The sequence below is a fragment of the Nitrospira sp. genome, from assembly GCA_015709715.1.
GTDB lineage: Bacteria > Nitrospirota > Nitrospiria > Nitrospirales > Nitrospiraceae > Nitrospira_A.
The window spans coordinates 676,643-690,702 of record CP054184.1; the positions used below are offsets into that span (position 1 = coordinate 676,643).

Genomic DNA, 14,060 nt, shown 5'->3' on the forward strand with positions numbered 1-14,060 from the left:
GCCTATCCAATCTCCTTCAAGAGGTTCTCCATCTCCTCGTCGCTCAACTCCACATCCAGAATGTCCGCCGCGTCCTTCTCTTCCGCCGAGGAGGGCATGGCATCGATCCCCCCGATCACCGCCACGGTGGCAGCAGCAGCAACGGTCGGGTGCTCGAAGAGTTGCTTGGGGGTCAGCGTGATGCCCTCGCGGTGGGCCTTCGCCAGAACCTGCAAGCTCGTGATCGAATCCCCGCCGAGTTCGAAGAAGTTGTCGTGGCGGCCGACCTGGGCAAGCCCGAGCACCTGGCTCCAGATGGCGGCCAGCTGCTGTTCGGTCACCGTGGCCGGCGCCTCATAGGCGGTCGGGCGCGGCGCCTCGACATCCGGTGCGGGCAAGGCCTGGCGGTCCACCTTCCCGTTCGGACTCAACGGCAGCTGCGCCAGCCGGACGACCACCGCCGGCACCAGATACTCCGGCAGCGTCTGCGCCAGCCCCGCCTTGAGCGCCGCGGGCTCGAACGGCTGCGCCGGGTCCGTCGTCACGTAGCCCACGAGCCGGGCGCCCCCCGGGCCGTCCCGCCGCGCCACCACCACGGCCTCCCGAATCCCCGGCTGCTGCCGTAGCGCCGCCTCCACTTCCCCCACCTCGATGCGCACGCCCCGGATCTTCACCTGATGGTCCAGCCGTCCCAGATACTCGATGGTCCCGTCCGACCGGTACCGCACGAGATCGCCTGTCCGGTAGAGCCGTTGGCCCGGCTGCGCACTGAAGGGGTCCGGCACGAACCGCGCCGCCGTCAGGGCCGGCCGCCGATGGTACCCGCGCCCCACCCCGATCCCGCCGATATAACATTCCCCCGGCACCCCGATCGGCACCGGCTCCCCCTGCGGGTCCCGCACATAGATCTGGAGATTGGCGATGGGCCGCCCGATCGGCACGGTGGCCGCCGGCGGGGTCGGACAGGTCCAGGCCGTCACGTCGATGGCGGCTTCGGTAGGCCCGTAGAGGTTGTGCAGAGCCACCCCCGGCAACTGCTGCTGCACCCGCGGCGGGACCGTCGCCGGCAGGGCTTCGCCGCTACAGACGATCTGCCGGAGACTCCGGCAGGTCTCCACCCCAGGCTGGTCCAGGAAGGCCTGCAACATGGGCGGCACGAAGTGCAGCGTGGTCACACCCTGCGCCACGATATGCTGGATCAACTGAGCCGGGTCCTTGTGGGCGCCGGGTTCGGCCATGACCAGCTCGGCCCCGACGAGCAACGGCCAGAAGAATTCCCACACGGACACGTCGAAGCTGATCGGCGTCTTCTGCAGCACCCGGTCGGCGGCGGTCAGCCCATAGGCCTCTTGCATCCACTGAAGCCGGTTGCGGAGGCCCGCATGCGTATTGCCCGCCCCTTTCGGCTGCCCGGTGGAGCCGGAGGTGTAGAGCACGTAGGCCAGTTGCGCGTCGGCCAGCCGCCCCGGCGGCGGCGTGGCCGGATAGGTGGCCAGGGTGGCCCGGTCCCGATCCAGGCAGAGGGTCGGGCCGGCATGCGCCAACCGCGCCGCCTGCGCCCCGTCGGTCACGAGCAGCGCCGCCTGGCTGTCGTCCAGCATGTAGCGGAGGCGCGCGACGGGATAGGAGGGATCGAGCGGCACGAAGGCCGCGCCCGCATACCACGTCCCCAGCAGGGCCACCACCAGGTCCACCGACCGCTCCAGGGCCACGGCCACCAGCGCCTCCGGCCCGATGCCCCGCCCGCGGAGCGCCTGGGCCACTTGATAGGCCTGCTCGAGCAACGCCGCATAGGTCACCGTCGTCGCCCCCGCCCGCACCGCGATAGCTGCCGGCGTCCGCGCCGCCTGCGCCGCAAGCTGCACCGGCACCGCCGCATCCGGATAGACCCGCCCCGTCCGGTTCCACACCCCCACCACCTGCTGCCGCTCTGCCCCGGTCAAGAGCGGAAGGAGGCCGAGGCACGTATCGGGAGCCTGCGTCATTGCAACAAGCAAAGTCTCGATGTGTCGAACCATACGGTCCGCGGTCTCATCGCGAAACCGGTTGCGGTGATACCAGAGCGAGAGCATCAGCTCCTTGCCTGGCAGCACGTTGAGCGTCAGGGGATAATTCGTCTGACCGGAGAGGGCCACCCGTTCGACAACCATGCCGCTCGAACTCTCCAGAGTCTCATCCAGAGGATGGTTGTCGAACACGATCAGGCTCTCGAACAGGGGTTGGCCGCGCTGGATATCGCTCCAGCCTTGGATCTGGACCAGCGGCGTCTGTTCGAATTGCCGCAATTCGCCGTTCTGCTCCAACAGACTTCGCAGCCATTCGGTGAGGACAGCCTCGGGAGCCACCCGAACGCGCAGCGGCAGGGTGTTGATGAAGAGGCCGACCATGCGCTCGATCCCGGGAATGTCGGCGGACCGACCGGACACGGTCGTGCCGAACAACACCTCTGATTCTCGACTGTACCGGCTCAAGAGGATGGCCCAGGCGCCCTGCACGAGGGTATTGAGCGTCACACGGTGGGTCTGCGCGAACGTGCGCAACTGCGCGCTGGCTTCGGGCGAGAGCGTAATGGTCGCGATGCCGTTGGGAGAGCCCTGGGCGATTTCCTCAGGGGCGATCTCTTCGCCCAGGACGGTCGGTATCGTCATGCCCTTCAAGGCGGCGCGCCAGAATCGCCCCGCCTCGGCCAGGTTCTGCTTCAGGAGTCGAGCGATGTGATGGCGATAGGGCGTCACCGGCTCGAGGCAGGGCACACGCTTGCGTCGCAAGGCTTCGTAGACGGTCAGGACTTCCTGCAATAGAATCGGCAGACACCAGCCGTCCATGAGCATGTGGTGGTGCGTCCAGAGGACGTCGTAGGCCTCCTCGGCGACACGAAACAGCAGGACCCGCATCAAGGGCGGCAGCTCAAAGTCGAAATCCGTCAGCCGATCGCCCTCCACCAGTCGGCTGAACCACGCCTCCTGCTCGCTTGCCGGGCAATCCCGCGCATCCACTTCACGCCAGGGCAGGGCCGCGGCAGGCAGGACGATTTGAATCGGCGAGGCCACTTCGCGCCAGAGGAATCTCGTCCGCAACAGCGGGTGCCGATCCACGATCTGCTGCCACGCGCTGCGGAACATTGCGAGATCAAGGTCACCCTCCATCCGCCAACTCATCTGCTCGATATAGACACCGGAGACCGGGGCATACAGGCTGTGGAAGAGGAGCCCTTACTGCAGCGGGCTCAGCGGGTAGACATCCTCCAGGTTCGGGCAGGCCGCTTCCGCCGACGCCCGCGAGGCCTCGTCGACGAGGGGACCGGAGAGGTCCATCGCTGGCGCTGAAAGGCTCGCGGCTTGAGATTGAGCCAACGCCGCGGCCAACTCCGCCACGGTCTGGGATTGAAAGACCTGCCGCGGCGTGAGGCTGAAGCCGGCCTGTCTGACCCGGCTCACGACCTGCAGGCTCAAGATGGAATCGCCGCCGAGTTCGAAAAAATTGTCATGGATGCCGACCCGTTCCCGTTGCAACACGTCCGCCCAGATCGACGCCACCAACGCTTCAACCGCATCACGAGGGGCTGCATACCCGGCGTCACCGAGATCGTCGGGGATCGGCAAGGCCGCGCGATCCACCTTGCCGTTCGCGGTGCGCGGCAAGCCCTCCAAGTGAACGAATCGCGACGGGATCATCACCTCGGGCAGCCGCGACCGGAGCGCATTCTTCCAGGTTTCAATCGACGGCGCCTGGCCACCCGCCGTCACGACATAGGCCACCAGGCGCTTCTGACCCGGCCGGTCCTCGCGCACGACTGTGACGGCATCCTGAATACCTGACAGCTCCCTGAGGCGCGCGTCGATCTCTCCCGGTTCGATCCGCACCCCGCGCAACTTGATTTGATGGTCCACCCGCCCCAAGAACTCCAGGCTACCGTCCTGACGGCGGCGCACCAGGTCTCCCGTTCGATAGAGGCGCGCACCGGGCTCCGTCCCGAAGGGATCGGGGATGAAGGCCACAGCGGTACGCCCCGAATCTTGAAGGTAGCCTCTGCCCACCCCAACTCCGCCGATGCAGAGTTCCCCGGGCACCCCTACCGGCACCGGCGCCAACCAGCGGTCCACCACCATGAGCCGAGTCCCCCGAATGGGCCGTCCGATCGGCATACAGACGTCTTCGGCAGCCGGTGGTGAGGTGATCGTCGCCGTGGCGACGTCATCCGCACATTCGGCCGGTCCATAGGCATTCACCAGCGGCACGTGCGGGTACCGTCCCAGCCACTCGCGACTAAGTTGCGGCGGCAAGGCTTCGCCTGTCGGCAACAACCATCGCAAGGCACGGAGCGGGGGAACGCCGGCTTGTTCTCCCCCCACCATCCCCTGGAGCAACACCGGCACCGTCTCGGCCACCGTGACGGATTCGTACTCCAGACAGGTCAGGAGCCGCAGAGGATCACGGGCCACGTCGTCCGGGACGATCAGGGTGCATCCGCCGCAGAGGAGAGCTGCCAGGTGCTGCCACACGGAAATGTCGAAACAGGCCGAGGCCGTTTGTGCCACCACATCGTTCGGCCCCAATCCCAAGGAGTCACACTTGCTCCAGAGGTGGTTCATCAACCCCCGCTGTGTGACCATGGCGCCCTTGGGAATTCCTGTCGAACCCGACGTATAGATGACGTAGGCCAGCTGGTCCGGCGAGCAGGCGCGGAGCCGACGGCGCGGAGTCTTCCCCTCTCTCTCCATGTCCTGGATCGTGAGGAGCCGCGTCTCACCGGTCGCAAGACGGGGAGAGGCCTCGGCGACCAGGGCGCGGTAGGTCTCGCTCGTCACGACGACGGAGGCAGCACTCGAGTGGATCAGATCGCCCCAACGGGCGGGAGGATGTGACGGATCCAACGGCAGGTAGGTCCCGCCGGCCTTCAATAGGCCCACGATGCCGGTGAGTAGATCCAGACCACGGTCGAGCAACAGGGCGACGATCCTGTCAGGGCCGATGCCGGCAGCCGTCAGCGCGTGGGCGACTCGGTTCGCCGATTCGTTCAATGCTTCGTAGGTCCTGGTCTGTCCCCCACATTGCACGGCGACAGCGTTCGGAGTCCGTGCGACCTGCGCCTCGAAAGCCGCAGCAAAGTCAAACCACCTGTCCGTAACGGGGACAGCAGGCCCGACCAGTAGGGCCTGCTGCTGCTCTTCGATCGACAGCAGCGGCAACTCGCTCAGTCTGCGGCCCGGCGTCTCAGCGATGCCGGCCACAAGGGTCTGGAAATGCCCGGCCATACGGGCAATGGTCGCGGCGTCGAACAGATCGGTGTTGTACTCAAAGGCCCCTTCCAGCCCCGTCTCCGTCTCGGCCATGTCCAGCGAGAGATCGAACTTCGCTGCCGCCGCATCGACTTCGGTGATGTCGACCTGCAACCCGGGCAACCGGACGGCCTCGGCCAGCGTCGTCTGCAGCGCAAACAGCACTTGAAACAGCGGTGAGTGGCTGAGGACCCGCGCCGGCTTGAGCGCATCAACGAGTTCCTCGAACGGCAGCTCCTGATGCTCCTGCGCCCCGATCACGACTTCACGTACCCGCTCGAGCAGGCCAAGGAAGGTCGGGTCCTGCGAGAGGTCCGTACGCAGCACGAGGGTATTCGCAAAAAAGCCGATGAGATCTTCCGTCTCGCGTTTCGTCCGGCAAGCGATGGGGGTACCGACACAGACATCCTCGACCCCCGTATACCGCATGAGCCAGGTCTGGAAGGCGGCCAACAGGGTCATGAAGAGGGTCACGTTGTGCCGCCGGCTGAGCTCGCGCAACCCATCGGCCACGGCCCGCGGCAAGGTGAAGGCGTACCGGCTGCCCGACGAGGTTTGGACCGCCCCGCGCGGGTGGTCTGCGGGCAGTTCGACCACCGGCAGGTCTCCGGCCAGTTGCCGCTTCCAATAGGTCAGGTGCCGATCGAGGACTTCGCCCTGCAGCCACCCCCGTTGCCACTCCGCATAGTCGGCATATTGGATGGGAAGCGCCGGCAACGCTGCGCCGATCCCCTCCACCGCCTCGACGTACAACTGGCCGAATTCCCGCGCCAGGATTTGCGCCGACCAACCGTCGCATACGATATGGTGCAGCGTGACCACCAACAGATGGTCGTCCTCCGCGATGTCGAGCAGCCGCAGGCGCAGCAGCGGCCCCCGACGAAGATCGAACGGGCGTCGAGCCTCCTGACGCGCCGCCGCCGCGATGGCAACGGGATCGGACGAAACCACGCCGTCCTCCAGCGTGACGCGGCCCTCGGCTGCAATGATTTGAACCGGCTCCCCGTTGTCGGAGGTGAACGTGGTCCGCAGCACCTCGTGCCGCTCGACGATGCGGTTGAAACAGTCCAGCAGGACCCGGCGATCCACCAGCCCCTTCATCCGCACGGCGATGGCCGTGTTGTACGACGCACTCTCCGGTTCCAACTGCGAGAGGAACCAGAGCCGCCGTTGGCCGAAACTCATGGGAAACAGATATTGCTCCGGATCTTGCGTCTGCTCGTGGGGCATCAGCATGGATCGTCGGCTCCCCGTGGCTCCGCCATGGCCACCAAGATCTGCCGCCGTCCCTTGAAGGGCGTACGCCCGTGCGCGGCGAGCATGTTGTCGAGCATCATCACATCTCCCTGCTGCCAGGGGAATTGCACCGCCAGGATGCGATACACGCCGCGAATCTCCTCCAACAGTTCGGATTCGATCGGACTTCCGTCGCCGTAACAGGCATTGCGAGGCAAGTCCTCTTCCGCCACGACGGCCAACAGGGCCTCCCGCACCGCGGGCTCCAGATTCGAGACATGAAATAGATGGGCTTGGTTGAACCACACGCTTTCGCCGGTGCGAGGATGGACCGCGACCGCCTGCGCCACCTGCCTGGTACGCAGTTCGCCGTCTTTCTTCCACTCGTAGAGAATGCCGTTGTTGCGACAGAAACGCTCCACCACCGTCGGATCGTGGCTGTTGAATACCTTTTGCCAAGGCACATCCAATCCGTTGCCGTAATTGCGGACGTACATGATTCCTTTCTCGATAAGGCGTTCGCGAATCCTGACCGGGATCCGGCGATAGACCTCCCGGCTGTCCGCGATCGGCGTGTAGCCCCCTTCCTCGGGCACCTGGCTGCAGTAGAACCAGATTTTCATCGGCCACTCGCGCGTGTAGGCCTGCTCGTTGTGCAGCGGAATCGATTGATGCGGCGGATATTCGGTCGAGGTGTAGACCTGCTGATGTACCTGCGATCGCGGGGTCGAACCGAATTCGTAAGACACGAGGGAGGACGTGAAGGCGCCGATGAACGACTCGAAATCGGTAACGCTGCGGATCGGCAGGCCGCGAAACAGCAGGCCTCCGCAGGACGGCAGGAGGGTCTCCGCATGCCGACGAGCCCCGTCGAGGTAGTCCTCCAATCGCCTCTCCTCGAGAGGAGTCACCAACAACGGCAGATTGCCGTCCGACATCCAGGCCCCGACCGCCAAGCCCCCCTGTCCGTTCGCGTGGCCGTTCACGCCGACCTGCGGCGCATAGGCCGTCCCTTTCTCCTGGTTCATCGTGCTACCTCCGCCCTCAGGGGCCGCAGGATGAAGACCAGCGCCTCCACCACCGCCGCCTGCGAGCTCCGGACGAAAAAATGGTCTCCCTGAAACAGCCATAATTGAAACCCTTCGGCGCTATGCGTTCGCCAAGACGCAAGCTGCTCGGTCCCGACCGCCTGGTCCGCCATCCCGCCGAAGGCCGTGATCGGGCAGCCGAGCGGCGGTTCGGCCTGATGGACGTACGTATCGCGCAGCGCAAAATCGGCGCGGAGCGTCGGCAACATCAGCTCCATCATTTCGGCATGGTCCAGGATCTCCCGCGGCGTCCCGTTGAAGTGCCGCATCCGTTCCACAAATTCTTCATCGGGCAACTCGCAGAGTCGATCCTGGTCACGGATCTGCGGTGCCGGACAGCCCGACACGAACAGATGCACCGGTTCGATACCGTACCGTCGGCGCAGCTCGCGGGCACATTCAAAGGCGAGCAGCCCGCCGATGCTGTGGCCGAACAACGCCACGGGCCGATCGCAGACCGGTTCGATGGCCTTGGCCAATTCCGCCACCACCCGACGCAGGTCGCCGATCGGTTGCTCCTTCATCCTGGCCTCACGGCCCGGTAGATGGACGGCGCAGAGTTCGATGTCCTGCAGCAACTCACTCGGCCAGCCGCGAAACAACGAGGGTCCGCCGCCCGCATAGGGAAACCCGATCAGCCGCAGACCGTCGCCGCGGCGGCAGGTGACCAGCCAGGGACGCCGATCCGTGGCGGTCAGCATGGGGCCGCCGTCTGATCCGCCTGCCCGGCCTGCTCCGCCATCCACTTTCGCAGACTCAGCGGCCGCATATCCGTCCAGACCTCCGTGATGTAGGCCAGACATTCGGTTTTCAGCCCGGTCTTCCCCGCATCCCGCCAACCCAGCGGATTGTCCCGGTAGGAGGGCCAGATCGAATACTGTTCCTCGTGATTGACCACGACCTTGTAGACCGTCGTATCGTCCTGTTCGTCCTGTCCCATGGTGCCTCCTTGTTATGGTGAGTGAACGGCGACGTTACGACCGGGCCGATGCAGGCTCCGGTCTGAACGTCAGGTTGTGGACCGCCCGGCCCGCAAGCAGCGGAGTCGGCAGCCCCTGGCTCCAATTGCGATGCTGATCCCGATAGTGCGGTGACAACGGATGTCCCGACTGGCCCCCCGGCATGTGAAAGATCGCGTCGGAATGGTGGGAGGGAGACACCACCATGCGCTCACTGGCGGCCAAGCTCCCGCTGAGGACGCGGACGCATTGGCCGCAGCCCGGGGCCGCCTCCTCCGCCATGTTGAGCCACCGCCCCACCAAGGGAATCGTGTCGCTCAGCGGATGGGCCATCCGCACCCGATTCATGACTCCCCAGGCCAATGCATCGACGCGCGACAGACCATAGTCGGCCTTGAGCGTCGCGACGGTCCGCTCCAGTTCATGCAACAGGAACGCGTGCCAGTCCGCGAACCGAGCCGGATCGGGCAGGGTTCCGGGAGCCTGCTCCGTGAGCAAGGTCCTGAGCGGCGTATCGAGGTCGCCGTCGTAGGCGAAGGCGGGATCCTGTTCGCGGCACCCTTGTAGAAACGGCGCGAAGACCGAGGCGGCCAGACTGCGGCGAAAGGCCGTCAAGAGCGCAACCCCCCTGCTGTCCTTCTCGGCCCTGCCATCCCAGGCTTCGACGGCCTCCCGCGCTTCGGCAAGCTCCGGATGTTGTGCGAGAACCTCCGGGGTGAGCAGCCGGCGTATCAGATCCCGGTAGAACTCGTGCAACTCCGTCGTCGTATCCAATTGCAGCGCCAAGAGGTCGGGCTCGCGGACCCGTTCCATGGCGCGCAGCCGTTCCGTGATGCGATAGGCGCGGTAGCCGTTCGCGAACGCATGGCCGATCACATGGGGATAGGTATCGTCCGTCATGCGGTGGTTGGCGCTCACCAGGTATCCGGCGGGGGGATCGATGACCCGGGGAAGGTCGTCCGGCGGAATGAAGCCAGTCCAGCCGGTTCGCCCATCGGCCCAGGACACACTGACCGACCCGTCAAGCCCGCGACGGACCGGGATTCTCCCCATGTAGGTCCAGGCGATGTGGCCTTCGGCATCGGCCAGGAGCACGTTGCTCGGCGGGGCGCCGGCCCGCGTGGCCACGGCGAGCGCATCCCAGACCGAACGGGCCTGATCCATCCAAACCAATCCCAGATCCACCGCCTCGGGATCGAGCGCGGTCCAACGCAGAGCCACCGGCCCTCCCAGCAAGGGCTCCTCGGCCACAGGACCCCAGCGGGTCTCTCTGATTTCCACCATCTGATCCGGGCCTCCCTTGATCGCGATGGTTTCCGTCCGATGCGTGAATGCCTGCCAGCCGTCGGGAGTCCCATATTCATCCGGATTCTTCGGATTGAGTTCCAGTCGCACGAGGTCCAGAAAATCACCCTCGACATTCGTCAAGCCCCAGGAGACGGCGCCGTTCGAACCGGCGATCACCACCGGAATCCCGGGCACGACGACGCCCGCCAGTTCGATACGCCCATACCGCATCTGAACCCGATACCAGATGTTGGGCACCCCTAAGTCCAGGTGCATGTCGTTCGCCAGGATGGCGCGACCGTCTTCGGTCTTCCCTCCACCCACGACCCAGGCATTCGATCCCAGCTCTCGTTTTCGTCCCGGTACCAACGAGACTTGCAGCGATCGACTCTGCCCGCCGGCCCGCCGGAGTGCCGCCAAGGCCTCCACGGGCACCGTCATGGACGAGGGTTTCGTCGTTCCGCCCGTGAGTAATTGAGCCGTGTAGTGATCCAGCGGAGGCAGCAGGAAGGCGGCGACTTCCGCCGGCAGCGAGGCCGTCATCACCGTACGCATCCGTTCGTCGCCTTCTGATCCGTTCAACATTTGAAACATGGCCGACACCACCAGGAGGCTGTCGGTCGGCTCCCACGGGGCGGGCCGGTAGCCCAGCAGAAGGCATTCGAAGGGAGGGATCGTCATCTGATGCAAGAAGGCGTTCACACCCTCGGCGTAGGCCGTCAAAAGGGCCGATTGGTCTTCAGGCAACCGCCGAAGGACCGCCTCCGCCACCCGCGACAGACCCAACCGCCGCTGCTTGAGATCGATGGACAACGCCGGCTCGCCGAATACTTCGGCCAACCGCCCCGCGCTGGTGCGTCGCAGCAGGTCCATTTGGAAGAGGCGGTCCTGGGCCGTCACGTACCCGAGCGCCCGAATCGCGTCGAGGCGGCTGTCGGCCGACAGCATCGGGACACCGTATTCGTCGAACCCCACGGCCACCGGAGCCCGGAGCCCAGCCAGGGTGAGCGTGCCGTCGCGCGCAGGGAGGGACGCGGTACAGACCAGCAGGACGGCAGCGGCCCCGAGTCCCGCGGCAACCCCGACTGCGACCAGGACACGTCTTCCGGTGATCATGCCCCTTCCTGTTGCTCCGCCGCCTTGACCGCGTCCGCAAAGATTGCTGCGATCGTATCGATCTGCTCCGCCGTGACGATGAGGGGCGGCAGGAACCGCACCACGCTGTTGTGCCTGCCGCCCAGTTCCAGGATGAGGCCGCGTCGCAGGGCTTCATGTTGAATCCTCGACGCGAGGCCCGGCGCTGACGGGTGGCAGCCCGGCAGGTCGAGCGGTTCGTCGCGCGCCACGATCTCGACGCCGACCATGAGTCCACGACCCCGCACATCGCCGATGCTGCGGGATGCGGCCTGGATCTGCCGGAGGAGGCCCGACAAACGCTCGCCCATCCGAGCCGCATGCTCGTCGATCCGCTCTGCGGTGATGAATTCCATGGTGGCCAGCCCCGTCGCCATCGCGAGTTGATTGCCCCTGAAGGTGCCGGCATGGGCCCCCGCCGTCCAACGGTCCCATTCAGGGCGGTAGACCACCACGCTGAGCGGCAACCCTCCGCCGATCGCCTTCGACAACACCACGACGTCCGGCACGATGTCCGCATGCTCGAACGCAAACAGCCGACCGGTGCGACCCAGCCCCGTCTGCACTTCGTCGACGATCAAAGGAATCCCGCGCGCCTGCGTCATCCGACGGATGTCTTGGAGCCAGGTTTTCGCCGCCGGGATCACCCCGCCTTCGCCCTGTACGACTTCGAGGATCATGGCCGCCGGTTCCACCACCCCGCTGTTGGGATCATCGAGCATCCGTTCGATATAGGAGGCCGACAGGCGCATCCCCTTCTCTCCCCCGACCCCGAACGGGCATCGATACTCATAGGGAAAGGGCAGGAAGTGCACCTCGGGCATGAGCCCGACGATGGCCTGCTTCGGGGCCAGGTGCCCCATCAGTCCCAGAGCCCCGTGCGTCATGCCGTGATAGGCGCCATGAAACGCCAGGATCGTCCGCCGTCCGGTCGCGATCTTGACGAGCTTGAGCGCCGCCTCGACCGCGTCCGCGCCGGAGGGTCCGCAAAATTGAATTTTCGCGCCCTCGGCAAAGGAGGGCGGCAGGCAGTCGAACAACGTCTCGACGAACCGATCCTTGACCGGCGTTGTCAGGTCCAGGGTTTGAAACGGCAGGCCGTCATGCAGCATCCGGTTGATCGCTTCGACGACGACCGGGTGGTTGTGTCCCAGCGCCAGCGCCCCTGCGCAGGCCAGACAGTCGATATAGGTCCGGCCGTCGGTATCCTGCACATACAGGCCCTTGCCCTTGCTCAGCGCCAACGGCAACCGGCGCGGGTAGCTGCGCGCATTCGATTCCCGCGCGGCCTGGCGTTCCAGATAGGGATTGGCCGGAGACAATTCCCGCGGGGACATGCACCCCGTCGGCATGGCTTGCCACAATTCATCCACGTGCACCGACATCACCTCACCTCCTCGCGACAGACATCCCTCGCTTCACTTGGCCGAATCCATTCCCGCTTCCCGTCGACCTCGGCCGTCTCCAACGGATCGACCAGCCTGCCGACGTCCAGCCGGACACAGCGATCGGCCCGCGAGAAGTACCGGTCGTCATGCGTAATCACCAACACCGCCTTGCCTCGCGCCTTCAAATCGGGCAACAACTCCGTATAGAACACCTTGCGAAACAGCGGATCTTGATCAGCCGCCCACTCGTCGAACAGATAAAACGGCCGGTCCTCTACGTAGGCCGTCAAGAGGGCCAGCCGCTTGCGTTGGCCCTGCGAAAGGGCCTGCGTCGAGAACGATCCGCCTTCGATGCGGACCTTCGTGTCCAATTGGAGCCGCTCCAGATACACGCGCGCGACCCCATCCAGATTGTCCTGCTCCAACCCGAGCAGCGAATCGAAGAGATGAAAGTCGGAGAACACGGTGGAAAACAGTTGCCGATAGGCTTCGCGATTCGAATCGTCGATCGGCACACCGTCCAGGAGGATGCGGCCGGACTCAGGCCGATAGAGCCCAAGCAGCAGGAGGGCCAGCGTCGTCTTGCCGCTCCCGTTGCCCCCAACTAAGAAGGTCACCTCGCCGGGTCGGAAGGTCAGGTCGATCGGGCCGAGCCGGAACGGACGCTCGTCTCCCTCACGGGCATAGTGGTGCGTGAGGCCGACCAGGTCGAGGCGGCGCCAGCCGCGGAGATCCAACTCGGTCGCCGGAATCCGCGTCGATCCCTCCTGGTCGGAGGCTGCCGCAGCCGACAGGGACAGGCCCAGCGCATCGATTTTAGTCAACGCCACGTTGGCGCGGCCGATGCCGGGCAGCAACTCCACGATCTGGGAAAACGGCCCCATCATGTAGAGCAATACCAGCGTGGCCCCGACGACGGTGGCGAGCGAAACCGGTTGCCACAAGGGCCACAGGAACAACACCGTGCCGATGGCGGCGTAAAAGAGAAACAGTCCCCAGCTGGAGGCGATGGAATAGACCGTCATCCCGCCGACGAAGTCCCATTCGTAGGCCTTCACCGTCTGCCGCAGTTGGGTCGTGAGAAACGCGTGGCGGCGTTCGCGGTGCAGCTTGAGTTCCTTGATCCCCGCCATGATCGAGCGGAAATGACGGAACAGGGCGTCGTTGGTCTCCCGCGACCGCGCGAAGAATTCGATGGCCTTACGTTCTTGCCACTGGAACGTCGCTGCGCCGACCGCCATGAACCCCAGCACTAAGAGTAGGCTCGGCCAGGACAACCAGCCCAGATAGGTCAAGCAGCCGAGCGTGGTCGCCACGTTGATCCCGATGAGGGGCAACTGCACGTAGGCCTGTGCGATCACGTCGGTGTCCTCGCTCAACGCGGCCAAGAGGCGATGCGGTCCCAATCGTTCCAATTGCCCGAGCGGCGCGTCGAGAATGCGACGGCTCAGCTGATAGCGGAGTTCGGAAATGGTCGCTTGTCCCAGCCTAGTCAGCAGGATTTCCGACAGGGCCTTGCAGGCGGCCACCGCCAGCGCCAACCCCAGGAAACTCCAGGCCAGCGATGTCGAGACCGTCGACTCCTCCATGGCGCGGTGGATGACTGCGATGAGCCCCGCTCCGGCCAGGCCGCTGACGAGCCCCGCCGCAACGGAGCAGAGCACCAAACGCCACGATTTCCGCAGTAGGAATCGAATCAGATCCATTGGT

The 14,060-nt window shown here is 65.4% G+C and carries 8 protein-coding genes; all 8 read right to left on the reverse strand.

Going from position 1 to position 14,060, the window contains the following annotated elements; translation table 11 throughout:
* Positions 1–2 precede the first annotated feature (2 nt).
* Complete coding sequence (locus tag HRU82_03190) at positions 3–3,125, reverse strand: amino acid adenylation domain-containing protein (GenBank protein QOJ34011.1); 3,123 nt, start codon at positions 3,123–3,125, stop codon at positions 3–5.
* Between the two features lie 66 nt (positions 3,126–3,191).
* Complete coding sequence (locus HRU82_03195; protein QOJ34012.1) at positions 3,192–6,494, reverse strand: amino acid adenylation domain-containing protein; 3,303 nt, start codon at positions 6,492–6,494, stop codon at positions 3,192–3,194.
* Positions 6,488–7,522 (reverse strand): TauD/TfdA family dioxygenase, encoded by a 1,035-nt coding sequence (locus HRU82_03200; GenBank protein ID QOJ34013.1) that lies wholly within the window; start codon positions 7,520–7,522, stop codon positions 6,488–6,490. The genes HRU82_03195 and HRU82_03200 overlap by 7 nt, the downstream gene beginning before the upstream one ends.
* Entirely contained in the window at positions 7,519–8,283 is a 765-nt protein-coding gene (locus HRU82_03205; protein ID QOJ34014.1) for a thioesterase, read from the reverse strand. Before HRU82_03205 ends, HRU82_03200 begins: the two co-directional genes overlap by 4 nt.
* Positions 8,277–8,522, reverse strand: coding sequence for an MbtH family protein (locus HRU82_03210; protein QOJ34015.1), 246 nt, complete (start codon positions 8,520–8,522; stop codon positions 8,277–8,279). Before HRU82_03210 ends, HRU82_03205 begins: the two co-directional genes overlap by 7 nt.
* Before the next feature lie 34 nt (positions 8,523–8,556).
* Positions 8,557–10,944, reverse strand: a complete 2,388-nt coding sequence (locus HRU82_03215; GenBank protein ID QOJ34016.1) for a penicillin acylase family protein — start codon at positions 10,942–10,944, stop codon at positions 8,557–8,559.
* Complete coding sequence (locus tag HRU82_03220; GenBank protein ID QOJ34017.1) at positions 10,941–12,347, reverse strand: diaminobutyrate--2-oxoglutarate transaminase; 1,407 nt, start codon at positions 12,345–12,347, stop codon at positions 10,941–10,943. The genes HRU82_03215 and HRU82_03220 overlap by 4 nt, the downstream gene beginning before the upstream one ends.
* Positions 12,347–14,056 (reverse strand): cyclic peptide export ABC transporter, encoded by a 1,710-nt coding sequence (locus tag HRU82_03225; GenBank protein ID QOJ34018.1) that lies wholly within the window; start codon positions 14,054–14,056, stop codon positions 12,347–12,349. Before HRU82_03225 ends, HRU82_03220 begins: the two co-directional genes overlap by 1 nt.
* Positions 14,057–14,060 lie beyond the last annotated feature (4 nt).

What these genes read in the sequence shown, in the direction of transcription:
- HRU82_03190 (QOJ34011.1), bottom strand. Translation starts at nt 3,125, where the DNA reads ATGGAGGGTGACCTTGATCTCGCAATGTTCCGCAGCGCGTGGCAGCAG.
- HRU82_03195 (QOJ34012.1), bottom strand. Translation starts at nt 6,494, where the DNA reads ATGCTGATGCCCCACGAGCAGACGCAAGATCCGGAGCAATATCTGTTT.
- HRU82_03200 (QOJ34013.1), bottom strand. Translation starts at nt 7,522, where the DNA reads ATGAACCAGGAGAAAGGGACGGCCTATGCGCCGCAGGTCGGCGTGAAC.
- HRU82_03205 (QOJ34014.1), bottom strand. Translation starts at nt 8,283, where the DNA reads ATGCTGACCGCCACGGATCGGCGTCCCTGGCTGGTCACCTGCCGCCGC.
- HRU82_03210 (QOJ34015.1), bottom strand. Translation starts at nt 8,522, where the DNA reads ATGGGACAGGACGAACAGGACGATACGACGGTCTACAAGGTCGTGGTC.
- HRU82_03215 (QOJ34016.1), bottom strand. Translation starts at nt 10,944, where the DNA reads ATGATCACCGGAAGACGTGTCCTGGTCGCAGTCGGGGTTGCCGCGGGA.
- HRU82_03220 (QOJ34017.1), bottom strand. Translation starts at nt 12,347, where the DNA reads ATGTCGGTGCACGTGGATGAATTGTGGCAAGCCATGCCGACGGGGTGC.
- HRU82_03225 (QOJ34018.1), bottom strand. Translation starts at nt 14,056, where the DNA reads ATGGATCTGATTCGATTCCTACTGCGGAAATCGTGGCGTTTGGTGCTC.